The organism is Luteolibacter arcticus (genome assembly GCF_025950235.1).
Classification (GTDB): Bacteria; Verrucomicrobiota; Verrucomicrobiia; order Verrucomicrobiales; family Akkermansiaceae; genus Haloferula; species Haloferula arctica.
Genome location: NZ_JAPDDT010000003.1, coordinates 499,762 through 525,072 on the forward strand (window position 1 = coordinate 499,762; position 25,311 = coordinate 525,072).

General features: G+C 64.1%; 14 protein-coding genes. 6 read left to right on the top strand and 8 right to left on the bottom strand.

Annotated elements, in window-relative coordinates; all coding sequences use genetic code 11:
• Positions 1–114: 114 nt before the first annotated feature.
• The 6 genes from rho to OKA05_RS10325 all read right to left on the bottom strand — a co-directional run bounded on the left by rho (position 115) and on the right by OKA05_RS10325 (position 9,625).
• Positions 115–2,037 (bottom strand): transcription termination factor Rho, encoded by a 1,923-nt coding sequence (rho, locus tag OKA05_RS10300; RefSeq protein WP_264487049.1) that lies wholly within the window; start codon positions 2,035–2,037, stop codon positions 115–117.
• Positions 2,038–2,161: 124 nt separating this feature from the next.
• Positions 2,162–4,783 carry an Amuc_1098 family type IV pilus outer membrane protein gene (locus OKA05_RS10305; RefSeq protein ID WP_264487050.1) on the bottom strand — a complete coding sequence of 874 codons (2,622 nt, stop codon included), beginning with the start codon at positions 4,781–4,783 and terminating at the stop codon, positions 2,162–2,164.
• 87 nt (positions 4,784–4,870) lie between these two features.
• Entirely contained in the window at positions 4,871–5,926 is a 1,056-nt protein-coding gene (locus OKA05_RS10310) for an Amuc_1099 family pilus-like system protein (protein ID WP_264487051.1), read from the bottom strand.
• Positions 5,927–5,940: 14 nt separating this feature from the next.
• Complete coding sequence (locus OKA05_RS10315) at positions 5,941–7,026, bottom strand: Amuc_1100 family pilus-like protein (protein WP_264487052.1); 1,086 nt, start codon at positions 7,024–7,026, stop codon at positions 5,941–5,943.
• Positions 7,027–7,057: 31 nt separating this feature from the next.
• Entirely contained in the window at positions 7,058–8,932 is a 1,875-nt protein-coding gene (gene mul2B / locus OKA05_RS10320) for an Amuc_1101 family PilM-like pilus complex protein (protein WP_264487053.1), read from the bottom strand.
• Between the two features lie 57 nt (positions 8,933–8,989).
• Complete coding sequence (locus OKA05_RS10325) at positions 8,990–9,625, bottom strand: Amuc_1102 family pilus-like protein (protein ID WP_264487054.1); 636 nt, start codon at positions 9,623–9,625, stop codon at positions 8,990–8,992.
• Between the two features lie 261 nt (positions 9,626–9,886).
• Here OKA05_RS10325 and OKA05_RS10330 point away from each other — a divergent pair, with 261 nt between their 5' ends.
• Positions 9,887–10,495 carry a type I 3-dehydroquinate dehydratase gene (locus tag OKA05_RS10330; protein ID WP_264487055.1) on the top strand — a complete coding sequence of 203 codons (609 nt, stop codon included), beginning with the start codon at positions 9,887–9,889 and terminating at the stop codon, positions 10,493–10,495.
• A 10-nt stretch (positions 10,496–10,505) separates the two neighbouring features.
• Here OKA05_RS10330 and OKA05_RS10335 read toward each other — a convergent pair whose 3' ends face one another.
• Positions 10,506–12,503 carry an ATP-dependent DNA helicase gene (locus OKA05_RS10335; protein ID WP_264487056.1) on the bottom strand — a complete coding sequence of 666 codons (1,998 nt, stop codon included), beginning with the start codon at positions 12,501–12,503 and terminating at the stop codon, positions 10,506–10,508.
• 227 nt (positions 12,504–12,730) lie between these two features.
• Between OKA05_RS10335 and OKA05_RS10340 the strand changes: the two genes are divergently transcribed.
• From OKA05_RS10340 to OKA05_RS10350, 3 genes are all read left to right on the top strand, one after another.
• A complete protein-coding gene (locus tag OKA05_RS10340; protein ID WP_264487057.1) occupies positions 12,731–14,095 on the top strand; it encodes an LptF/LptG family permease in 1,365 nt (454 codons plus the stop codon).
• A gap of 123 nt (positions 14,096–14,218) precedes the next feature.
• On the top strand, positions 14,219–15,028 hold the full coding sequence (locus tag OKA05_RS10345) for a hypothetical protein (RefSeq protein WP_264487058.1): 810 nt from the start codon (positions 14,219–14,221) through the stop codon (positions 15,026–15,028).
• Positions 15,029–15,407: 379 nt separating this feature from the next.
• Positions 15,408–16,427 carry a BON domain-containing protein gene (locus tag OKA05_RS10350; protein WP_264487059.1) on the top strand — a complete coding sequence of 340 codons (1,020 nt, stop codon included), beginning with the start codon at positions 15,408–15,410 and terminating at the stop codon, positions 16,425–16,427.
• Positions 16,428–16,434: 7 nt separating this feature from the next.
• On the opposite strand, the gene OKA05_RS10355 is transcribed toward OKA05_RS10350, so the two are convergent.
• Positions 16,435–22,851, bottom strand: a complete 6,417-nt coding sequence (locus OKA05_RS10355; protein WP_264487060.1) for a beta strand repeat-containing protein — start codon at positions 22,849–22,851, stop codon at positions 16,435–16,437.
• A gap of 410 nt (positions 22,852–23,261) precedes the next feature.
• On the opposite strand from OKA05_RS10355, the gene OKA05_RS10360 reads away from it, so the two are divergent.
• Entirely contained in the window at positions 23,262–23,912 is a 651-nt protein-coding gene (locus OKA05_RS10360; protein WP_264487061.1) for a response regulator transcription factor, read from the top strand.
• Complete coding sequence (locus OKA05_RS10365; RefSeq protein WP_264487062.1) at positions 23,909–25,303, top strand: sensor histidine kinase; 1,395 nt, start codon at positions 23,909–23,911, stop codon at positions 25,301–25,303. The genes OKA05_RS10360 and OKA05_RS10365 overlap by 4 nt, the downstream gene beginning before the upstream one ends.
• Positions 25,304–25,311: the final 8 nt, after the last annotated feature.

The following is a 25,311-nucleotide window of genomic DNA, read 5'->3' on the forward strand; positions in this document are numbered from 1 at the left end:
GCCTTTCGCTTTGACAAGAAGAATTGTCGGCGGCACATCGCACTGAATCGCTTGATGTTTCAAGCATCTTGAAACATCCCTGCAAAGGCTGTTACAAGGTCTTTACAACGTGCATCACCGCAGCCCGCGAAGTAGAAGCTCGGCATTCGTCTTCGTCGCCTTGAGGTTTTTCAAAAGCATCTCGATGGCGTCACCGATCGGCAACTGGGCAAGCTGCTTACGTAGATCCAACACCTTCAGGAATTCATCTGGATGATACAGGCGCTCGTCATTGCGAGTGCCGCTCTGGGGAATATGAATCGCGGGGTAAACGCGCCGTTCCGCCAGCTCCCGGTCCAGCCGGACCTCCATGTTGCCGGTGCCCTTGAATTCCTCGAAGATTACGTCGTCCATCCGGCTTTCGGTCTCGATCAGGGCGGTGGCGAGCACGGTCAGGCTGCCGCCTTCTTCGACATTGCGGGCATTGCCGAAGAATTTGCGCGATTTCTGGAGGGCCACCGGGCTGACGCCGCCGCTGCCGATCGGGCCGCCTTGGTTGGCGGAGTTGTGGCCGCGGGCGAGCCGGGTGAGGCTGTCCAGCAATAGCACGACATCCTTCCCCTGCTCCACCAGGCGCCGGGCCCGCTCGATCACCAAATCGGCGACCTGCGCGTGACGCCGGGGTGCCTCATCGAAGGTGGAGGCATACACGGTGGTTCCCACCGTCTCCTCGAAATCCGTCACTTCCTCCGGCCGCTCATCCAGCAGCACCACGATCAACTCGATCTCCGGGTGATTGCGGCGAATCGCCTTGGCGATCTGCTTCAGCAGGATCGTCTTGCCACCACGCGGCGGGGCGACGATCAAGCCGCGCTGGCCCTTGCCAAGCGGGGCCACGAGGTCCAACACGCGGACGCCCACTGCCTCCGGCCCGTCCGCTTCGAGGACGATCCTGCGGTCGGGAAACAGCGGGGTGAGCTTGTCGAATTCCTTCGGGGTCTTGTATTCGGCAGCGGGGATGCCCTCGATCTCGAGGATCTCGACGGCGGAAAGATACTTGTCGCGGTCACGCGGCGCACGGATCCGCACCTTCACCCGGTTGCCGGCGCGCAGGGCGTGGTCCCGCAGCAGGTGGCCATTGATGTAGAGGTCATCCGGCGAGGTCCGGAAGCTCCGGGCCGGGTCGCGCAGCATAGCATAGTTCTCCTTCGCCTGCTCGACGATTCCCTCGCCGATCAAATTCGCTCCTTCATTCGCGTAGAAGCTAAGCAACTCGAACACGAGCTGCGTTTTCGGCGCCCCCGGAGTGATTCGTGCGGGCACGGCCTCGGCCATCGTCAGCAGCTCGCCGAGCGGCTTCAGGCGGAAGGCATTGATATCGATGGTCTGGGGCAAGGGGGCTGCTTCCTGGACAGCCGGTTCGGCGGCAGGAGTTTCAGGCAGGCGGGTATCGTCGCTCATGATGGCGTGGGATTGAAGGAAGCGCAGCCACTGCGCCTCGAGAACCGAGGGTGGTCCCTCGTTCCATAAAACATGGTCGGCCCTGCGCAGCTTCTCCTCCTGCGGCATCTGCGCCGCGAGAATGGAAGCAATGGTGGCATCGTCGAAGCCATTCCGGTTGCGGATCCGCCGGTACCGGGTTTCGAGACCGGCCGCCACCAGAAGGTTTCCGTGCTGCCCGAAATCGAAGGCGTTCTCGAACAGGAGCGGAATGTCCGCCACGAACAGGGACGCCGGTAGTTTGCGGGCGGCAGCCAAAGATTCAAGACATTCCTCCCACACCCGGGGATGAACGATCGCCTCCAGGTCGCGCCGGGCCGCCGCATCGCCGAAGACGGCTTGCCGTAGCGCCGGTCGATCCACCCCGCCGGATCCGCCGATCACCCCACCGCCAAAGCGCGCGCGGACGCCGGAGACGACCACCGGGTCACTCTCGTAAAGGCGGTGCACGCAGGCATCCGCATCAAAGATCACCGCACCGGGGCAAACTTCCCCGAGGATCCGGCAGGCGGTCGATTTCCCGCTGGCGATCCCGCCGCTGAGGCCAAAGACGAGCACGCCCGAAATTGACGCCCGAAGGATGGTTCGGGCAACGCCGAAATGAGCGGTCCCCGCAGGGACAAAAAAACGGGCGGGGAATCAATCCCCGCCCGTTTGGAAACATCATGTACCGCTGCGATCCTTACGGAGGCGGCATCGGCAGGACGGTTGCATCGCCACCACCGACGGACACGTCACCCATGCCGTCAGGCGTGGTGGATGGAGCCGGCTGCATCGAATCGACTCCGCGGAGCGGACGGCCGGTGGCATCGATGATCTGCGCGGTCACGAAGATGATCAGATTGCTCTTGATCCGGTTCTCCGCGCGGGACTGGAACAGGCGGCCAACGATCGGGATGTCACCGAAAATCGGCACCTTGTCCTCAACCGTCTGCACGTCCTCGCGCATCAGGCCGCCGACCGCGACGGTGTAGCCGTCATAGATGGTCAGCGCCGTGGTCACGCGGCGGGTCGAGAAGACCGGCATTTCGATCCGGTTTTCGGTGATGGTCACCGTCGTCGGGTTGCCGAGGAAGTCGGTCGCTGGCGATTGGATCGGGCTGCCGTAGTTGACGAAGCCTTCGAACTCGACGATTTCCGGTGCGAAGCGGAGGTCGATCACGAAGTCATTGCCACCGATGGTCGGCTCGATTTCCAGCGTGATACCGGTGTTCCGGGTCTCGAACGAGGTCGGAGTGGCCGGAGTGACCGGGAAGGAGCTTGCACCGCCACCGAGGCCACCAAGGCCACCGCCGTCGGAGAAGCTGCTGCCGATCGAGTTCGGAAGTTCCGGGGGCTCGTATTCGGTCGGGTAGATGAATTCGCGGATGATTTCGATCAGCGCCTTCTCACCGGAGCGAGCGGTGATGCTCGGAGCGGTCATCAGGTCGGTGCCCTTCTTCTGGGCGAGACCGCGCATGATCATCTGCACCTGGCCATCGGAGAACAGACCGGTCAGGGCGGCAATGCCCGGAGCCGGGGTCGCGCTCGTGTCGGAGCGGTCGGTGTTGTTCAGGATGGCGTCGATGCTGTTGCGGTTGACCGCGCCGAGACCCGTGCGGTTGCCCGCGGTCACGATGTTGGTCACATCGGTGCTCGGGTCAGCCGGGATCCCCGGGATGGTCACGCCGGCAACATCGGTGATGAAGTCGGTGTTCGTGCGGGCCTGGCCGTTGCCGACCGTGCCACCGCTGGCGAAGACTTGGTTGGCGGAAAGGCCGAAGGGCGAGACGATCCAGTCGAAGCCGAGCTCGTCGGTGTTCTCCTGGGAGATTTCCACGAACTTGGTGGAGATCTTCACCTGCTTCGGAGCTTCGGTCACCACCGACTGCACCAGCGCTTCGATGCGGTCGACGTTGGTCGGGGTGTCGCGCACCACCAGCTTGGAGCCGGTCAGGGTGGCGGAAGAACCGTCCACCGGGGCCACACCTTGCTCCTTGAGCACGTCGCCGATCTTCGGACGCGGCTTGATGGAAGCACCACCGGTGCCGCCGTCGGTCGCGAACGGGTCGTCGCCACCACCACCGCCCGCGTCGGCACCAACGCTGCCACCAAGGCGAGCGAGGAAGTCCGGCGGCACGTTGAAGGTGCGGTTGATCAGGTCTTCACCGGTCTCGGTGGCAGGCACCAGGGTAACGGCGTAGTCGTCCACCTTGTAGCGCAGCTTGGTCTTTTCGCAGATGTAGCGAAGGACTTCGGCAAGCGGCACGTTGCGCAGGCTCAGTTGGTCGATGCGCAGGGCACCGGGGTCTTGAGTTGCACCGAGACCACCTGCGGCGGCGTCTTCCAGGGCCGGATCGGCACCGGCACCGCCACGCGGCTTGCGGATGACGAAGTTGATGCCCTTCTTGGCCGGGTCGAGCTCCTGGGTGTCGAACTCGTTGGCACGGACACGAAGGAAGTCGATGGCTTCTTCAACCGAGGTGTTGTCGAAGTCGATCACCGGGATGATGATCGTGCGAAGCTTGTTGATGATGTAAGTCGCACCGCTGTTCTGGACGGCCGTTCCTTGATCGCTCAGATCTTCGGTCACGATCGGAGGCACGGCCAACTCCCAGGCGCGGTCCACTTCAGCGAGAAGCTGGGCGCGAGTGTGATCGTAGGCGGCGCGGTAGTAGTCAGCGCGGGCCTGGGCGACCTGCTCCATGCCACGACGGGCAGCCTTGTTGTAAGGGTCGATGCGGATGACGTCCTCGTAGGTCCGGTGCGCGTCGTCGAACTTCCCGAGGTTGTAGTTGCCTTCAGCGATGTAGAGCTTGCGGCGGACTTCGTCGGTGTTCTGCGTGTGCTCGAAGGTGAGCGCCGGGTTGGTGCGGATCGGATCGTCGAGATAATCCTGCAGGCGCTTGGCTTCCGCGTTGTTCGGGTTCAGCGCGAGCACGTCGGTGGCGAGCTGGCGGGCCTCATCGTACTTGCCGAGCTTGCGATACTGTTCGCCGAGGGCGGACGAACCATCAGCAAGAAGCTGGGTAAGATAGGTCCGGCGGTCCTGGACCATGGGCGCATCTGGCAGAGCGTCCAGAGCGGCTTTGTACTTGTCCACGGCCACCTTGTAGTCGCCCTTGGCATACGCTTCGCGACCTTCGTCGCGGAGCTTGTCCGAAGTGGCGACCGCGTTCTGGCGGCGGATCATTTCTTTCTGGGCAAGTCCGCTGTAGCTACCGCCGCCGGAATATCCTTCTCCGGCGTTGGCGACTGTCAGCGTGACCGGCATCACAGCGGCCACTGCCATGAGGGCGGCGGCGGTGCTGCAGGTGCGATGCATTGGCGTTTTTTGCATGGTTGGGGCTGTGTTCTGCCGAGCTGTTCGGCGGTTGGGAAGCGCTATTTTCAAAAACAGTTTGATTTAGTGTTAAGGCGTGCCGCCCTTCGGAATTTCGAGGGTTTGGGTCTTTCCGTCCTTGTCGGCGTACTCAACTTCGATCCCCGCGGGCGTGACTTTCTTGAGCAGGTAATCCTTCGTTGGAGCATCCGGCGGGAGCGCGAATTTGGTCATTTCCTCGACCTTGAATTCCTTGCCTCCGAAGCCGATGGCCTTCAGGTCAAGCACGGCGATCCGGTCATGGTAGGCGTTGGCCTCCAGCTCGGCATCCGGCAGGCCGGCCCGCGACTCATACTTGGTGCCCTTCTTGTTCTCCTTGAGCTCCTCGTAGAGCGCGATTTTCACCTTCTGGGTCAGCTTCGTTTTCTCGCTGGTGAAGTCGCGTTCCTCTAGCCCGGTGAATTTGAAGCGGTTGGCGAAGACGCCCTCCTTGAAGAAGGTGTCTCCCGGGCTGAGCATCTCCACCGCGCTGACGCGGTTCTGGAGGCGGGTGGTGGTGCCTGGAGCGAGTCCGACGAAACGGGGCGCCCACTTGCCACCGGATTCCAGACCGAACTGGACATACCACATCGTGGACTCGTCCTTGATGTAAGCCAACTTCGTGACCAGCGGCGGGAAGTCCTTGGCATCGACCGGATGGGTCTTGCCCTCGAATTCCTGGCGGTTGGTGAAGCCATCGCCGTCGTCGTCTCGATCCGGGGAATTTGCGAAGGTCATGTCGGCCTTGGTCTCGAGCCACCACTTGTTGGGAATGCCCGGGTGGACCGGTTCGCCTTTACGGGGATCGACCGACTTGGTCGCGTCGTTCTTGTCGGCAAACAGCGGAATCCCGACGAAGGTGTCCACCGGGCTGCCGTCATGCTCGGCCTGTTCGATCACCCGGTTGGAGGTGAGCGAGGAAACCGCCTTGGAAGCGGCGGGCGCCTCGGGCACTTCGATCGCCTTGCCCCCGGTCGAGGGGACATCGCGGGCAAAGTCGGCCTCAACGGCGCCGGATTTCATGAAACCCAAGCCGGCGAATGCAACGGCGGCCACGCCGCCAACGCCAAGCAGGATTTTTTCGAAGTTCTTTGGAAGCTGGGACATGGAAGTAACAGGTTTTAGGGTTTCTGAGCTTCGACAGTGGCCTTCTTCGCTTCGACGGAGGCCTTCTTCGCGTCGACGGGGGCTTCAAGGAACTGAATGATATCGATCCGCAGGAAAACGTTGAGCTTCTCGGATCCGAGGACCTGCTGGAGGATCACTCCATCACCACCGGCAGCAGGAGCGGCGGCATCGGCTGGCGCTGCCGCAGGAGCTCCGGCAGGTGCAGGTGCAGCACCATCGGCAGGCGGGGCGGCGGGTTCATCACCGGGCAGCACGAAGCCACCGGCACCACCAGCACCGCCGAAGGGATCGGCAGCAGCGCCGCCTTCCGGCTTGGCTTCATCTTCACCGGTTTCGAAGTTGCCATCGGCGGCCGTCGGGGCCTTGGCCTTCTCATTGATCACCCGGATCGAGCGCACCACGTAGTAATGCGCTTTCGAATCATCGAGTGAAGAGACGAACTTGCGCAGCGAAGCCTCATTTCCGTAGAACGAGACCTCGACCGGCAGGGCCCGGTACGACTTGCCCTTGGCATCGAACGGCTTGCCACTCTCCTCCTCAAGCTGGGGACGGTGGATGTTGATCAGCTTGGTCGGGCCCGCAGCGGCAAGATTCGCCATCAGCTCGCTGAGTGCTTCAAGCTGATAGGTCAGGATGCCGGTGGCACCCCGTTCCGGCGGGGACGTGGTGTAGGCTTCGAGGCCGAGGAAGAACTCGCCCGGCAACTCGGTCGCCTGCGGCCGCACTTCGTCGAAGGCCTTCTTGGCGACATCCTTGGCCTTGAGCAGGGTATCGCTGAAAGCGGCGGGATCCACGTTTGGCGGAGTCGGCGCGCGGAATTTGTCGAAGGCCTTCTGCATGTCGCCCACCGACTTCTCATAGTCGGTCACGGCCTTCTTCTTGGCCTGAAGGTTCGCCTCGCTCGGATAGACCTTGGCCTGTGCCATCTTCTCCACCTCGTCGGCGGCGGTGGTATATTCGTCCTTGGCAGCGGTATAGTCGCCCGAGGCTTTGACACCCCAGAAGATGAGGCCCGCGGCGGCAACGGCGGTGATGCCGCCCAAGCCGGCGGCAAATTTGTTTTCCTGGATCCAGCTCATGGTCGAGGCGTGTTAAAAGGGTTTTGAAAAATCACTTGATGGGGACCTCGCGGGAAAGCGGGATGATGACCTCGAAAGGAGCTGCGAATTCAGATTCGAGCGGGGCGCTTTCGAGCTGTTTGACGAGCTGGGGGTCCTCCAGCGTCACATCCATCGGCTTGCCCTTGGGGTCGGTGCCGACGGCGGTGAAGCGGAGGTGCTGGGGATTGTCGCGGAGGCGCTTGATCAGGTCGTAGATCAAGTTGCTGCCGCGGGGATTACCTTCGCCGGCGCGCCAGAAGCCCTTGAGGCGAATGGCATTGGCAGCGGCAATCGGCTCCTTCTCACCCGGGGCCAGCTTGACCGGCTTGCCCCTGCTATCGACCTTTTGCTCGATCTTGATGTTTTCCAACCCGGTGACGCCGTAGCCCGCAGTGAAGAACTCGCTCTTCACCGTGGACTTCGACTTCTTGATGTCCTCGGGGGTGCCGAGCGGGTTGTAGTTGAAGACCGGATCAAAGTCGGTGATCCACGCGGAGTCGCTGGCAAAGCCGGCCTGAATCTCCTGGATCAGTTCCGGCCAGAAGGTCCGGGCGGCCTCGGTATCGGTGTATTGGGTCGCGAGGGCGACGAGCTGGTCCTCCTTCTTGAACTGGCTTTCGATCGGATCCGCCACGCTCTTGAGCTGATCCTTCTGCTCGGTCATCTTCTGCGCCTCGTCTTTGGCCTTGGCGGCGGCCAAGCTGCCGAGCACTGCCCAGGCGGCGAGACCGACCAGGAAGGCGGCGGCAGCACCGATGAAGAATGGCTTCTGCTTCTCCACCTGGCGGGCGGCCTGAACCTTGGTCGGGACGAGGTCGATGTTGATCGACGACTTGCCGGTGGCGCGCAGGCCGAGACCGATGAGTTCCCCCATCAGGTGGGCTTCGCGACCGAGCTTGTCGGTGTCCACATTCTTGCCGACGGCGACCGCGCCGACCGGATTGAAGAACTCGACCGGCAGGTGGAGCTTCTCTTCGAAGAACTCCTTGGTGTAGGGCAGGTTCGCACCGCCACCGGCCAGGATGATGCGCTTCGGCGCATTGCCACCCTGCTGGCTGCGATAGTAGTTGGTCGTGCGGGCGATTTCCGCGGGAAGCTGGCCGAGCGCGTTGCGGATCGTGGTGGCCAGCGCAGCGGTCGTTTCATCGAGCTGCTCGGTGTGACCGCCGCCGAGTGCAACCAGACCGCCGTGGGTCTTGTGACCTTCAGCCTCGGGGAAGGAAACGCCGTATTCCTTGGAGATCGCGGAGGTGATCGAGACACCGCCGCGGTTCACGCTGCGGGTGAAGAAGCGCTTGCCCTCGATGTAGAGCAGGTCGGTGGACTTCGCACCGATGTCGATCAATAGCACCGGTTCGCTCACGGCCGGGTAAGCGGCGCGGAAGGCATTGTAGAGGGCCATCGGGGCCACATCCACCTCAGCGGTGGTGAGGCCGGAGCTGGTGACCGACTCATTGAGTTCGTCGAGCGACTCCGCCTTGATGGCGACGATCACGACTTCCTTCTCACCGGCGCTTTCGAGGATCTCGTAATCCCAGACGACTTCGTTGAGCGGGAAAGGAACGTGCTGCTGGGCCTCGAAGGTGACGAGCTGTTCGATATCGTCGTCACCCAGCGGTGGCAGCTTCACGAAGCGGGTGAAGACGGACTGGCCGGAGACCGCGTAGCGGACCCGGGCTTTACCGGCCTTCAAGCGCTGGGCGAGCTGGCCGATCGCAAAGCCGATCTGTGCCGGACGGGATGCTTCGGTGGACGGATCGGCGAGGATCACTTCGCTGTCGTAGGCCTTGAGAACGAGGCCGCCGGATTTCGACGGTTCGAACACGGCCATGCTCACGCGTTGGGAGCCGATGTTGAGGGCAATTGAGGACTGTGTGTCAGCCATGACGGGCTTTGGGAAAAACGGGGTTTTAGCGTCGGAAAACGGGGACGCGGAAGAGAATCAACGCTCCTTCTGGATCTCGGCGTAGCGATCCCACCAGGCCATCGCGAACGGAGTTTCATCCTTGTTCAGGAGCGGGAACTTGTCGCTCTGATCGGAAAGGCTGCCGGCTTCCCACCATTTGTCCGGCTTCTTCTGGGCGGCCTGGCCGACCTTCTCGCCATTGACCAGGACTTCGATGCCGACCGCTTCGACGTCGCCCTTGCCGGCCTTGTCCTTGCCGGTCACGCGCTTGAGCATGCTCGGCGACATGTAGACCGAGCTGAAGATCTCCTCATCCACCGGCACGTTGATGTGGATGATGGTCTTGGTGAGCTTGATGAAGTTCTTGCCCTCGGGATTCTTGAAGGCGACGTACCACTTCACGGTCACCTGATCGATGAAGCCGGCCTTCTTCTGTTCGGCATTCGTGGCCGGGATCTTGATGCCGGCTTCCACCTCGAGCCAATCCTTCGGCTTGAAATTCTTTCCTTTGACTCCCTGCACGTCTGGCGACGGGATGTCGTCGAAGATCATATTGCCCACATCGGCCTTGCCTTGGGCATGGGCCGGGACCGCCAGGAACGCGAGGGCAGCAACGGAAGCGGTGACGGCGGCGAGCGCCGTCCTACGGAATGAACGTGGACAATGTTTCATTGGTGGGCTTTCGGTTTTTGGAGAACTAGGGAATGGGTCCCTGTATTGACCAGAGAAATTCGCGCCGCGAAGGAGAAAAATCCATCCGGTATTTACATCGGAGACGCGGAGCATCGACCGATGCAGTTGACAGGCGCGCGGGCTGCCGTTTCTGCTGCCGCAGTGAGCCGTCCGCAAGTGATTCTGAACCCTGCACAACCGCGGGTCGTGGGGAGTTTCGGAAATGTGGATAGCCTAGCAGCTACCACCTATCAACATGCCTTGGCAGCCTGCGACCTATTGGAGGTCCGTCTGGACCTGTTGGAGCACCCGGAAACCCGCCCATGGGCGCACCTTTCGGGCCTGCCGATCCTCTTCACCGCCCGCCGCGGCGACGAGGGTGGCGCGGGCGATCTGAGCCCGGAACGGCGGAGCCAATTGCTGGAGTCGGTGCTGGAGGAAGCCGCGCTCATCGATGTCGAGCTGGTTTCAGCCGGCGAAATGGCCGGGGTATTGGAGAAATCCGCCGCGCTGGGCGTGCCGTGGGTGGCCTCGTGGCACGATTTCGAAGGCCGGGCGGACTCCTTTGGCAAAATCCCCGCAATGGCCGAGCAGGCGGCGACAGCCGGTGCCGCGTGCTTCAAGGCAGCGGTCCGCCTGCACCACATGGCCGATCTCGCCAAGCTCGCGGGCCTGCTTACCCAGCCCCTTCCCCTCCCCCTTTCCCTCATGGGCATGGGTCGCCTCGCCCCGGTCTCACGCCTGCTCTGCGCCCAGTACGGCTCGGTGCTGAACTACGGCTACCTCGGCGATGCTCCCACGGCTCCCGGCCAATGGAGCGCCGGACTTTTGAAGGCAGCCGTGAGCGCTTCAGAGATAGGTCTCACATGACCTATACGACCTATTGAACAATCTCCACCGGTGCCTTCGGCAAGGCATCCAAAAACAAGCGCCCGTAGCGCTTCGTGAGAATCCGGTTGTCCAGGATGCTCACCAGCCCGCTGTCCTTCGCCGTCCGGATCAGGCGGCCGACACCTTGGCGCAGCTTGAGAATCGCCTCCGGCACCGAGTAGTCCATGAAGGGGTTGCCGCCCTCTGCCTCAAGCGCTTCCAACCGCGACTGGGTCAGCGGGTGATCCGGCACCGCGAAGGGCAGCCGCGTCACCACCACGTTTGAAAGCGTCTCCCCCGGCACGTCCACGCCGGTCCAAAAGCTGTCCGTGCCGAAGAGCACGCTGTGCACGTCCCGGCGGAATTCCTCCACCATCCGGTGCCGCGGCATGCCGTCGCCTTGCACTAACAGCCGCCAGCCATTCCCCTCGAAGTGTTTCCTTAACTTCTCCGCCGCATCCCGCATCGTGCGGTAGCTGGTGAAGAGCACGAAGGCCTTGCCCTCGCTCGCCTCCACCGCGGCGCGGATCGCCTCGATCATGGCCTTGCCGTACTGCGGGCTGCTCGGCTCGGGCATGTTCTTCCAGATGCGGATTTTCATCTGCCGCTCGAAATCGAAAGGGCTGCCGATGCACAGCGCGGGCACCTCCTCCGCCCCCACCCGGCCGCGGAACCAGCCGAGCAGCGGGTCCCCCACCCCCAGCGTGGCGCTGGTCATGATGCAGCTCTTGCCCTCGCCGAAAAGCAGCGGCCGCAGCTTGTCCGCCACATGGATCGGCGCGGCGTGGAGTGAAAACAGGCTTTCGTCCCGGCCCGAGCGTTCGATCCAATGGACGTTGTCGTCGCTGCTCTGGTCGAGGAAGCAGCCGATCGCCCCGTGGGCCTCGCGCAGCTTCCGCGAGGCATCCTGAAGCTCGGCCTTGGTGGTCTCGCTTTCGACATCGGCGGCCAAGGCATCGATCTCCTGCCAGAGCTTCCGCAAAGGTTCAGCCGCGCGGTTCGGCACCAGCTCCGGCTGGCGGACGCGCCATTCTTTCGAGTATTCGCCGAAGCTCGCCGCATGGCCCAGGTCGCCGAAAAACTCGTCCGCCGCCTTCAGTGCCTCCTCCACCGCAAACAGCGCCGAGGACTTCCGGAACGACCGCAGCACGCCCTTCTTGGTCCGCGGATTGTAGAGCCGCTGGAGATCGAAGCGCATCCCCGCCTGGCTGACCCGCAGGCCGAGCTGCACCGCCGCGACCTGCTCCAGCGTGTGCGCTTCATCCAGCACCACGAAGTCATTCGGGAACAGGAAGCCGGACGGCCGCTCCTGCTCCAGGTTCTCGCCGGTGTCCATCAGCGCGAAGAACAGCGTGTGGTTCACCACCACCAGCTTCGCCTCGGCCGCGGCCTTGCGGGCCTCTTGGAAAAAGCAATTCCCCCGCGGCCCGCAGTAGCGCGCGGTGCAGATGTGGGCCTCCGAGCAAACCTGCAGCCAGACCTTCATCGATGGCTGGAACTCCAGATCGCTCAGCGTGCCATCCTGCGTCGCCTCCGCCCAACGGCGGATCTGCTCCAGTTCCTCGCTCTCGGTGGAGGTGAAGAGATCGCCGGATTGCTCGAAGGCCCGCTTGAGCCGCGCCGGGCACAGGTAATTCTGCCGGCCTTTCAAAAGGACCGCTGGCAGCTCGTGGCCCAGCAGCTTGCGGACAATCGGGATGTCCTTCCGGATGAGCTGCTCCTGTAGATTGATCGTATGGGTGGAAATGATCGCCTTCCGCCCCGTTTGCAGCGCGAAGCGCGCCGCGGGAATCAGATAGGCCAGCGATTTGCCGACGCCGGTGCCCGCCTCGGCGACGAGGCAGCGCTTTTCCACCAGCGCCTGCGCCACCGCCATCGCGAGCTGCTGCTGCTCCGGCCGGAACTCGAAGTCCCGCGACCGCGCCATGCTGCCCTCATTGGAAAAAGCCAGCCCGATTTCCTCGACGAATGCGTCGGGCAGCGGCTGTCCCTCGAGGGTGGAAATCATGCGAGCCACATTGCGCCGGGACGCGGCCGGAAAGCCAAGCGCCAATCGGAAGGGAGAACAACGAAACGAACGAAATCGACGAAAGGTAAGGCAGGAGGATTCAACTTCAGACTGTTTAGATTTCGTTCGTTTCGCTCGTTTCGTTGTTTCCTCCCCTCTGTCATCGGGAGTCAACCGACGGCCTTTACAAACGACCGTTCCACCGCATGCTCCGGGCCACGCCCGTCATGCCGCGCATCCTCGTTCCCCTGCTCCTTGCCCTCGCTGGAGCGCTGCTTGCCCTGAGGGTCGGCCCCCTTGAGCAGGCGGCCGTCCAACAGCAGCTCGACAGCTTCCCCGACGTCCAGGCCAAGGCCCACCTGCTGCGGCCGATCATCGCCGTCGTCCTGTGCTTCCTGCCGGCGATCGGCGGCGCGCTTTATTACGTCGGCGATACCCTCGCCCGCTACGTCTCACGGCAATTCGTGAGCATCTTCCTGATCTGTCTCGTGGGCCTCTTCGCGGTTTGGCTGATCGCCGATCTCGGCGACAATCTGGACGACCTCAAGGACAGCAAGGACGCCGCCGGATTCGCCGCCCAGCTCTACCTGGCCCGGCTGCCGGAGGTCATCGTCACCCTCCTGCCCTACTCGCTTCTGCTTTCCATCCTCTATTGCCTCGGCCGCCTCTCCCGCTCGCGCGAGATCGTGGCCATGATCCAGACCGGCCGCGGACTCGCCCGCCTGACGCTGCCATTCTTCGTCGGCGGTGCCCTCGCCGCCTTGCTGTGTGCCGGGCTCAATTACCAGTGGGCTCCCGCCGCCGTGGCCGCGGAGAATGCCATCCTCCGCAAGGCCAAGGGCCAGGACAGCGCGGCCGAACCGAACATCCGCTTCCGCAATTTCGACGACCGCCGGCTGTGGATGATCGGCTCCTTCCCCCCCGACTACCACAAGGGCGCACCGCTGCGGCGCGTGACCGTCATCCAGGAAAACCCGGACGGCTCCCTGGCGAAGATCATTTCCGCCAAGACCGCCGCGTGGTCGCCCATGACCCGCAACTGGATCTTCACCGACCCGCGGATCGCCGACTGCACCTCGGGCACCGCTCCCGATGGCCAGTCGCCCGACTTCACCAAGGACCCGCCGCCGGACCCGCTGGTGGTGAAAGGCTGGAGCGAGGTTCCCGCCGCGCTCATCCGCCCCGGCTTGCCCGCCGCGCAACTCGGCATTCCTGATCTCAATGACTGGCTCTCCGCAAATCCGCTCGGCACCTGGGCCAGCCGCGGCGGCCACCTCACCCAGTGGCACTACCGCTGGGCCCAGCCGATCAATTGCCTCGTGGTCGTCCTGCTCGCGGTGCCGCTCGGCGTCGTCTTCACCCGTCGCGGGGCCAGCGGTGGCGTAGCGGTCGCGGTCTTCCTCTGCGCCGGGATGCTATTCCTCTCGAATATCTTCCTCAGCCTCGGCGATTCCGGTCATATCAAGCCCGTGCTCGCCGCCTGGTTGCCGAATGCCGTCTTCGGCATCATCGCCCTCTTCCTCTTCCAGCGCCGCCTCGCCGGCCGCCCGATCTACCAGACCCTCCGCAAGTTCATCCCGGCAGAAGCATAGGAGATCGGGAAATTGAGAGAGTAGGAGATTGGGAGATTGAGACATTGAGGAAAGGCCTTCCATCCCCCATCTCCTCAATAACCCAATTAACCCACTCTCTCAATTCCCCAAATTTCGTAAATAATGGCCCTCCAAGAATCCTGGCATATCCGCTCCCGTTCCCGCGCCTGCTCCTCCACCGAGCGCGCCTTTGAAGACGGCGAGGCGATCATGACCGCGCTCTTTCCCGACCCGGAATCCTCCGGCTACATGCGGAAGGATTTCTGCTTGGAAGCCTGGAAGGCCCGCACCGCCGAGGATGAGAAGCCGCTGTCCTTCTGGAAGACCATCTACCACGCCCCCGTCGCCGGAGAGAAAAAGGACGACGCCTTCAAGCGGGAAAGCCCCGAGGAACTGCTGCGCCGCTTGGTCGAGGAGGAGGAAGAGCACACCGAAAACGTCCGCTACATCCTCGCCGTGATGCTAGAGCGCCAGAAGGTCCTCCGCGAGACCGACACCCAGCGCACCCCCAGCGGCATCCTCCGCGTGTATGAGCACCGCAAGCTCGGCGACGTCTTCATCGTCCGCGACCCGGACATCCCCCTTTCCCAAGTCGACAAGGTGCAGGAGGAAGTCATCCTGCTCCTCGAAAGCGGCGGCCGCATGCCCGAGCCAGAAGAAGAGATCCCCGCTGAAGGCGAAGCCTCCGCCGAACCCGAAGCCTCTTCCGAAGCTGCAGCCGAGGCCGCTGCCGGTGATGAGCCTACGGAAGAAGCCCTCTCCGGACCAGTCCCCGACCTCGACGCCCTGACGGAGGTCCCTGAGGAGGAAGCCGACGATGAGGCTGACGAAGCCGACGAAGACGAAGACGAAGACGACGAAGACGAGGACGAGACCGACGAGACCGACGAGACCGACGACGAGAAGGCGGGCGAGCAAAAGAAGCACCCCTGAGCGGCGCTACATGACCGCGGCGCAGCCGCCCTCGGACTGCTGCGATTCTTCGCAGCTCTCCGAGTGAACGGTCAGGCATTCCGTTCGGATGGAATGAAGCGACCCCGCAAGATCGCCCCCGTCCCCCGAGGAAGAGCCCGCCTCCACCCCCATTCAAAAGCTGCGAAGAATCGCCAGCAGTCCAAGGGCCTCCTGCTTCCATCACGCGGACCCTCCGACCCAGCCCGGAGCTAGCGTGAAAAATGCACCCTCCCGGATGCGAGCTGCTCGATTTCCACGGCCTGCACAGCCTCCCAACCGGCCTAACTGTTTGAAAAACAGCGTCCATCCCCAACGGCACGGCGCTTGCGATCGAGAACCAACTCCGAACGCAACCGCCATGAAGAATTTCAGTTTCGCTCGCACCACCCGCCGCCTCCTGGCCCTGACCGCTTTCACGATCGCGACCGCCCAGGCCGTTCCCGAAGTCGTCCCGCAAGACAACGCTGGCCTCGCCGAATTCATCGGCATGACCTTCAGCGCCGATGAACGCCTCGCCGAGGACAGCATCAAGATTTCCGTGAACCAGGGCATCGCGACCCTGAGCGGCCGCGTCGCCACCCTCAATCAAGCCGAGCGTGCGGTGGAACGCACCAAGTCGGTCGACGCCGTTCGCGGCGTCATTTCCGAGCTCAAGGTCTCATCCATCCGCTCCAGCGACGAGCAGATCGCCGGGGAAATCACCCGCAAGCTCGCCGCCGCTCCCGGCATCGATGCAAAATCGATCATCGTCACCGTCAGCAACAAGCAGGTGATGCTCGATGGCCAAGTCGGCACTTGGGACGAGCAGGAGATCGCTCGCGAACTCGCCTCCGAGGTCCCCGGTGTGCAATCCATCGACAACCGCCTCAGCTCGACCGGCAAATCGTCCCGCGGCGACAAGGCGATCCGCTGGCAGATCGAACGCGACATCGCGGATGATCCGCTTCACGACGGCCTGAACATCACCGTCTCGGTCCATGGAGGAAAGGTCGTCCTCGCCGGCGAAGTCGGCACCCAGGGCGAGAAAGACCTGCTGGTCCGCCAAGCCCGCGTCACAGGTGTCAGCGCGGTGTCCGGCGACGGCCTAGACATCACCCGCAGCCTGTCCATGGAAGGCATGTCCGGAAAAACCCCGGGCAAAAATGCCATCCGCGAAGCTCTTCACGCCGTCTTTTCCCAAGACAAGCGCCTCCGCGGAGCCGACGTCACCATCGACCTTGAGGGCCGCGTGCTCACCTTGGGCGGCACCGCCCCGTCTGCCGAAGTGAAGGCCACCGCCGAGTCCACTGCCCGCGGCGTTCCCGGCGTGGAGATCGTGATCAACCGCATCGCCGTCGCCGATGACCGCCGCGTGGCCACCCTCGGCACCGGCCGCTAATCGCAGCTCAAGGCAGGATGAAGATTCGGAAGAAGCAACGCTCCGCCGCTGGGGGCGGAGAGTCATCGAAGGTTAGTCCTTCGCCGGTCCCGGGAATTGCAGCGCCGATATTCTCCCATGAGCTTCCTTCGAGCGTGAGACTGCGCTGCAACTGGTAGCTGCGGCCGAGGGATGACGAAGCGGTGGACAGGTGCACAAGGTTTCCATCCCGCACCATGGTCGGAGCAAGCAACTCCGCCGGGTCGAGCGGAGCCAGCGGCAGAGCTGATATCTCCGCGGAGTCGAGGCTTTCCGCTCCGGAGTAGAGCGCGGAGACGACGTAGTAATAGCGCGTTCCATTCGTCACTCCGGTGTCCACATGGCTCGGAGTCGCCACGTTTGCCGCGATCACCGTATAGGGACCGCCAGCCTGGGTGGAGCGCTTGAGGTTGTAGCCGGTGGCACTTCCCGCAGGACTCCACGTCAGTGATACTTGGCCCGTACCCGCCACCGCCGCGAGGCCGGAAGGACCGGCAAGAGGACCGACGGTTAGCGAGAGCGTGCCGGCGGCGGCGGTCAGAGAATACGTATGTCCGGGTGGCATCGTCCCGAGGCTGAAACCGCCGGCGCTGATCCCGACTACTCCGGTGATAAGTGGATAGCTGCCGTCGCCGAATCCAGCGAGCCCGGCCACGTTCACAATGACAGTGCCACTGGCAGGAGGGGTGTAGCTGCCGCTGAGGACGAGCCTATCAGAGAGGGTGCCGAGATCGAAGTGGAGCTTGCAGCCGCCGGACAGGCTGACCGCGCCGGACAGCGTCAGCGTGCCCGCGCCGTTAATGCCGGGAGCAATCGTGCCGCCGCTTTGCACGGTGACCGGCATCGGCAGGGTGGAGGCCCCGGCCAAGGTCCCGCTGCTCTCCACGGTGAGCGCGCCGGTGCCGGTCATGGTGCCGCTGAAAGCGAGCGTGCCGTTGTTGATCGCGGTGGTGCCGGTGTAGGTGTTCGCACCAGCCAGATTGAGTGTGCCGGTGCCGGACTGGACGACCCGCCCGCTGCCGGAGATCGCGTTGCTGACCGCGATGAGATTCGAGCGGTCGAACCGGAGCGTGCCGCCATTCTCGACCGTGCCGGTGCCTAGCGTGCCGGTCGTGCCTCCGTTGCCAATCTGGACCGTGCCGGGATCGGCGATCGTGAAGGGACCGGAAAAGGTATTCGTGCCGGTGAGGATCTGCGTGCCGGTGCCAGCCTTGATGAACTTTCCAAGATGGCCTGCCGCGGTATCCGTGTCGCCCAAGGTGCCCGCGAAAGTGCCGGACCCATTGTCCGCGCCGAAGGTGAAGGCGGAATAGCCGCCGCCCGAGAGACCCGAGCGAATGCTTCCCGCACCGGTCAGCGTGTTGACCTTCACGTTTGCCTCCGCGCCCCAGAAGGTCGCGCCGGCGGCGACGTTCAAGTTGGAGAAGTTGGCAGTCCAAACCTCATTGCCATTGCTGCCGCCGATGAGCGTGCCGCCCTGCACATCGATGAGCGATCCGGAGCCAAGCGCGAAGGTCGCTTTGGCTGCGCCCCAAAAGACGTTGCTCGTCCCGGATTTCACCAAGGTGCCAGCGCCGGAAAACGTGGTATCGGCACCGTGGTCGCGTGCACCGGTCGCGACGTTCATTTCCAAGAACGCGCCGGGGGCGATCGCGAAGGCGGGCGAGGCCGTGCTGCCGCTGAGTTGCAGCGTGCCCGCACTGACGGTCGTGTTGCCGGAATAGGTATTCGCCCCTGTGAGAGAGAGTGTGCCGGTGCCGGTCTTGTTCAGGCTGCCGATGGAGGCGGTGCCTTCCAGGGTGTTCCGGATGGCCCCGGAAACAGTGAGGCTCGTGTTGGTGGCCGTATCCAGCTGGACAGTGCGGTTGGCACCTCCTCCGACGCCATACTGCGAGGTGATGCCGAAGTTGGTGGAGATGATTCCTGCATTGCCGCCACCCGTGGCACTGATGAGTGGAGTGCCCGTGCTCTCGAGCGTGAAGGCTCCTCCGCCACTCACCGTGCCGCCGTTGCTCAGGGCCAGCGCCGCGAAGTAATCGATCCTGCCGTTGAAATCCAGCACGCCGCCATTGACGGTGATGGTCGAGGTGCCGATCTGGTTGTTGTCGAGCAGACGCAGCGTGCCGCCGGCGTTGATCGTGGTATTGAAGACGACGTTGCTCGGGTTGTCTTCGCCGCTGAGAGCGAGAATGCCGGCGTCGATCGTCGTGCCGCCGGTGGATGCGTTCGAGCCTGACAAGGTAAGGGTTCCGGCGCCGAGCTTCGTGAGCGTGCCGGTGCCGCTGATGCCGCCGGGGAAGGAAAGGTCGTCCGACCGGTTGAAAATCAGGGCCGCCTGGTTGCTGATATGGCCCGTGATCGAGCCGGTGGTTCCGCCCGCGCCGATCTGCAAGGTTCCTGCGTTGATCGCTGTCCCACCGTAGTAAGCATTCGTGCCGGTGAGCGTGAGCACCCCTCCGCCGGCTTTGGAAAGCGAGCCACCGCCGGAAATCACGCCAGCGAGGGTGCCGGCATCCGACCGGTTGTACGTCAGCGTGCCATGGTTGGTCACATTTCCCGCGAGCGACCCGGTGGTGCCGCCATTGCCGACTTGCAACGTGCCGGTGCTGATCGTGGTGCCGCCGGTGTGCGCTGCCGCACCCGTGAGGATCAGGGAATTTGCGCCCGTCTTGGTGAGGCCACCGCTGCCGGAGATGGCGTTGGTCAGGGTCAGCGAACCGCCGCTGGCGTCGAGGGTCAGCCCGCCCGCTGAAAGTTCGATGGAGCGCCCCGTCGTGACGCTGGCGGTGTTGCGCAGCGTGCCGCCGGAGGCACTGATGATGCTGGAGCCCGTGGCGCCCAGGTTGCTATCACTGGCATAGGCGAGAACTCCGCCGCTGATCTGGATTCCGCGGCTGAAGGTGTTGGGGCCGAGAAGAGTCAGGGTTCCCGAGCCGACCTTGGAGAGGCCCATGTTGCCGCTGATGTTTCCGCCAAAGGTTCCGCTGGCACCGTTCTCACCGACTGTCAGGACGGCGCTCTGGCCGCTGGCCAAATTGGTCACGGTGCCCACACCGTTCAGCACGCCGATGCCCTCCGATTTTCCGGCGAGGTCGAAGGTGCCACCGCTGTTGATCTGGACGATGGCAGTGGAAGCAATCTGGTCATCCCCGGAGCCGGCGAGACGAACCGTGCCGCTGTTATTGATCGTCACCGTGCCGCCGATGGCGTGAACGGAGGCCGAGGAGGTTTTATCCAGACGCAAGGTGCCGGCGTGGACCGTCGCATTCAATGTCGCGTTGTCGGAGCCTCCCGTCATGGCGAGAGTGCCCGCGCCCGACTTGACCACCGTGTTCGTCGAGCCGGTGAGAGCCGTCGCGAGATTGACCGTCTGGCCATTCGTGTTGAGGAGCCAGTTCTGATTTCCTGCGGCACCGCTGAATCGGCCCGAGTAGTCGGTGGTATTGGACGCGCTGAACCGCAAGGTGCCGCCGTTCATCGTGATCGGGCCAGCCGTGCCGAGGGCGGAGGCGTTCTCAAGGACCAGCGTGCCGCCAGATACCGTCGTGCCGCCCGTGTAGGTGCTCGCACCGGAGAGGGTCTGGGTGCCCGTGCCCACCTTGATGAATTTTCCGAGATGGCCGGCCGCGGTATCCGTGTCGCGCAGGCTGCCCGCAAAGGTGCCGGAGCCGTTGTCCACGCCGAACGTGAATCCGGTGTAGCCGGAGCCGGAGAGACCGGAGCGAATGTTTCCCGAGCCGGAGAGGGCGTTCACCTTCACGTTGGCCTCAGCACCCCAGAAGACAGCGCCCCCGGCAACGTTCAGGTCGGAAAGGTTGGCGCTCCAATCCTCGTTGCCACTGCTGCCGCCTACGAAGAGGCCACCCTGCACGTCGATGAGTGAACCGTAGCCCAGCGCAAAGGTGGCCTTCTTGGAATTCCATGCCGCGTTGCCCGTGCCCGTCTTCTGCAAGGTGCCGCCGCCCGTGATGATAGTATCGACCCCGCCATCGCGTTCGCCGGATTCCACCTTCAACGCAAGCACCGTGCCGGAGGCGATGGCGAAGGAAGGCGAAGCGCTACCGCTGCGAAGCACGAGCGTGCCGCCGTTGATGAAAGTGGCACCGGTGTAGGTGTTCGTGCCGCCGAGCTCGAGTGAACCGTCGCCGGTTTTCGTGAGGGCTCCCCCGCTCACGGGACCGTCGATGGAGAATGAGAAGGGGCTGTCAATGTTAGCGGTCGCTCCGATCGTGCTGTCGAGGGTCACCGGACCGGATAGAGCCCCCGCTGCCAAGCCGTGAAGAGCTCCCTTGTTCGAGTGCCCCGTGCCGGCCAGGGTGATGGGCTCCAGGAGTTCGACTTCCCCCAATTCGAGGGTGGTACCCACTCCGAGGGTCGCGCCGGGGGCGATGGTGGTTCCCGCGCTGGTGGTGCCGAGCGAATCCGGATGGCGGATCCATAGTGTGCCACTGTTCACCGAGGTCACCCCGGTGAAGGTGTTGCTCCCCTGAAGCTCGAGGGTGCCGCCGCCGGCCTTGATGAGAAATCCCCCGCTCACGGAATCTTGAAGCACCAGGGTGCCGCTGCCGCCCATGCTGGCTCCGGGACTGGACAATTCCACCGGCCCGGCGAGAAACGCCATCCCCGTAGCGGTGAGAGCCCCGCCGCCGCCGACCCCGGCCCCAAGCAGATGAATCGCTTCCTCGCCGATGGTGACATCATGGAGGTTTAGCGTTGCTCCAATGGCAACGGTCGTAGGAGCGCTCGTGGCACCGAGTCCGTTGGAACTGGTGACCGTGAGCGTGCCAGCGTTCACCGAAGTCTTCGCCGTGTAGGTGCTATCGCCCGACAGCACGAGAGTGCCTTCCCCCGACTTCGCGAGATCGATCGTGGGGATGCCCGCCGGACCGGCGTCGGCGATGCTGCCCGCAATGGTCGCGGTGCCGGTCGTGACCCGCAGGTTCGTGGATCCTCCATTCAGGAAGAGCGCGCTACCTGCGCCACTACCATTGCTGGACTGCATCGCTTGAAAGGAGCCGCCCGCGCCGCCGCTCGCGCTGCCTTGGTCGATCCCGCTATCGATGAGCGTGAGAGAGCCACCCGTCTCTGCCCGCACGAAGATCGCACCGCCTGCTGCTCCGCCGCCGCCACCACCTGAGATCGCCTGCACGGCCGACCGGTTATGGAAGCCAGAGCCTCCGAGGTAACCGCCCCAGCCGCCTTGGTAGGTAGCGCTTAAAGGTCCTCCGCCACCACCTCCTCCGAAGCCGCCGCTACCGGGTGATGCAAAGAACCCTGAGGCGCCTCCGCCGCCTCCTCCTCCGAACCCCCCGTTTCCAGCAAGGCCCGCAGGGATGCCCCTACCGCCGACGGCTCCTCCTCCACCGCCGAAATTCCCACCGACGCCGCCAAGGGCTCCCGGTCCACCACCACCGCCACCACCGAATTTCCCGCCATCTCCGCCATGTCCCCCGCGAGCACTCCCGCCACCCCCGCCTCCGTAAAGCGCACCATCGCCTCCATCGTAAAAAATGGGATCAGTGAGATCTCCAGTCCCACCGCCGCCTCCTCCGATTCCCGGTACTCCACCTGTATATTTCGCGGTCGTGGGGGAGCCGTTGGTGAGACCTCCTCCTCCGCCGCCTCCACCAAACTCAGACGCTTCAATATTCCCGCCGCCGTTGCCGATCAGGCCACCGCCGCCGCCGCTGCCATTTCGACGGGGGTCGGTCACGCTTCCACCCGCGCCGCCGTAGCCGCCGCCCCCCCCGGCATCAGGGCCACCGGCTCCACCCGCGCCGCCCAAGCCGCCCCCACCCCCGGCTTGCCGTATCATCTCGGGGCCCTCCTCTCCATCTTCGTCAAACCAAATGCCTCCGGCTCCTCCCAAGCCGCCGATGGCGGCGTTATTGGCAAAGGTCACGCCCTGCACTCTCACCGCGCCGGAATTCACAAAGATCGCGCCACCCGCGCCAAGGCCGCCGCCGCCACCGCCCGCACCGCCGTCCCCACCCTTGGCGCGACCGTTGATCAGGCTCAGGTTCGAAATATTCACCGCCGCCGTCGGGGTGGCCGCATCCACGAAAAAGATGCGGTGGAGGTTGTTCCCGCTGACCGTGTTGCCCGTGCCGCCGTTGATGGTCACCGCAGCGGTGATGATGTCCATCGCCTTCGTCAGCGTGATCGTGCCAAGGTTGTTGTTAAGATTGATCGTGCTGCCCGCGTTCGCATTCGCCTGCGCGATCGCCCAGCGCAGCGTGCCGGTGGCGCCCGTGTCCGCATTGCTCGTCACCGTGTAGGTCCCGGCGGACGATACGACCGGAAGGGCGAGGACCAGAACCGCCAGCGCCATGCTGAAGCGACGGGTGTTAGGCAGCGAAGCCGGAGAATACCGCGCCGGAAATTGGGTGCGAAGGGAGGGAAACATGCCCCCTCTTTATGAATTCGAAAATGAATGGATGATGAAGCGCGCCGACGATTTTTCGGGCTCTCCGTTAGGTTTGCTGTTGCGATCCAAGCGGATGCCGCGGATCGACGTCAGACGGTGGATCACCCGAAACCCTTCAGAAACTTGGCGTCCTTCGCGTCTTGGCGTTTCATCCTTCCTCCGCCTTTCCTCACCGCGGATCCCCGCTCACCCGGCACCCTGTCTTTCTCCGCGTTCCCTCTGCGACCTCCGCGCCTCCGCGGTTCGTTCCCTTCCCCGGACAGCCGATCTTCAACGGCTTCATCCCGCATTCATGTCCCCGAGCCTAGACCGGAACGATGACCCACCTTTCTGCGGATAGCGCGTACGTGACATTGCCCGCCGCGTCTCCTATCCCCTTTTCCGCTGAAATGAGAATCCTCCTCATCGAAGATCAGCCGGATCTGCGCGCGGGCATCGTCCACGCCCTCCGCAGGCAAGGCTACGCCGTGGACGCGGCGGCCGATGGCGCGGAAGGACTGCACCAGGCGCTGACCATCGATTATGACGCCATCGTGCTGGATGTGATGCTGCCCCTGCTCGACGGCTGGGCGCTGCTCGCCCGCTTGCGCGAAAGCAAAACCACGCCGGTGCTTATGCTCACCGCGCGCGACTCGACCGCGGACCGCGTGCGCGGGCTCGATGGCGGCGCAGACGATTATCTGGTCAAGCCCTTCGACGTGGCGGAACTCCAGGCGCGGCTGCGGGTGATGCTGCGCCGCGGCAAACGCGAGGCGCAGACCGTGATCCAGATCGGCAGCGTTATCCTCGACACCGCCGCCCGCACCATCGCCCGCGACGGAGCGGAGGTGGCCTTGACCGCACGGGAATACGCGGTGCTCGAATATCTCGCCCGCCATCGCGGGATGGTGGTGACCCGCACCACGCTCTACGATCACTTGGGCGACGAGAACGACGACACCATGTCCAACGTCATCGACGTGCACATCTATCAACTGCGGAAGAAACTGGGGGCCGGATTCATCACCACGCGGCGTGGCCACGGCTACGTGCTGGCATGATCCGCTGGCTGAAATTTTCCCGCTCGCTTCGTTGGCGCGTCCAGCTTTGGCACGGCGTGCTGCTGGCCATCGTGCTCGGTGCCTTGGCCGCGCGGGAATGGAACGTGCGGGTGGATCTGCTGAAGCGGGACCTGGACAACGATATCTACCGGGCCGCTTTTTTGATCGATGCGGCGGTGCACGGCCGGAATAGCGCCGCCCCGGCGGCTACCTCGCTCCCCCTCGGCGCAGCCGCCCTGCTGCCGGAGCATCGCGCGGGCGGCATGTACTACGCGATCTGGCGCAACGGCGAGGCGCTGCCCTACGAGGTGTCGGAAAACGTCCCGGCCGACCTTTTCAAACCCACGGCCGAGCACGAAGGCCTGCTGCCGACGCGGCCCGACCTGCGGGCGTGGTTCATCAATTCCGTGCGCGGCGGCTACGTGGTGGCGGGACGCTCGCTCGAACGCGACGCCGCTGGCTGGCGGTGGCTGGGCCTGAAAATCGCGGGCGTGGCCGCAGCCATCTGGGCCGCGGTGATGCTGGCCGGCTGGTGGCTCGTGGGAAGGGAACTGCGCCCGATGCAAGCCATCGAGGAAGCGGCGGGAAAAATCGCCAACGGAGATCTCGCGCGACGCATTCAAACGCGGGAAACGGAAAGCGAACTCGGAGCGCTGGCAGCGGTGCTGAACGAGACCTTCGCGCGCTTGGAAGGTTCGTTTGCCCAGCAGGCGCGATTCACCGCGGATGCCGCCCACGAGCTGCGCACGCCGGTGTCCGTGATCCTCACCCACGCCCAGAATGCCCTCGCCGGCGACGGGCTGGACGCCGACTCGCGCGAGGCGATCGAGGCCTGTGAACGAGCCGCGCAATGGATGCGGCGCATGATCGGATCCCTGCTCCAGCTCGCCCGGCTCGATGCGGGTCAGGAGCCCCCGCCACGCGACGTCATCGATCTGGCCGCCGTGGCGGCGGAGGCCGTCGAGCTCCTGCGTCCGGTGGCGGCCGGGCGCAACGTGACGATGACGACGGATTTTCAATCGGCCACAGTCCTCGGCGACACGGTGGGCCTCGCACAGGTGATCACGAACCTGGTCGGCAACGCGATCCACCACGGACACGAGGGCGGCCAGGTGAGAGTCAGGGTGGCGGCGGAAAACGATCCCGACGGCGGCACGAATGGCGTGTTGATCGAGGTGGCGGACGATGGCCCTGGCATCCCGGCCGACCACGCGGCCCGCGTCTTCGACCGGTTCTACCGGGTGGACGCCGCGCGCACCGGCATCGCAGGGCGCACCGGACTGGGCCTCGCGATTTCCAAGGCGATCGTCGAGGCCCACCATGGAACGATCACCGTGCATAGCGGCGCTGGGAAGGGTGCGGCATTTTCGGTGCAATTGCCGGCGACGTGAGGGTCCAT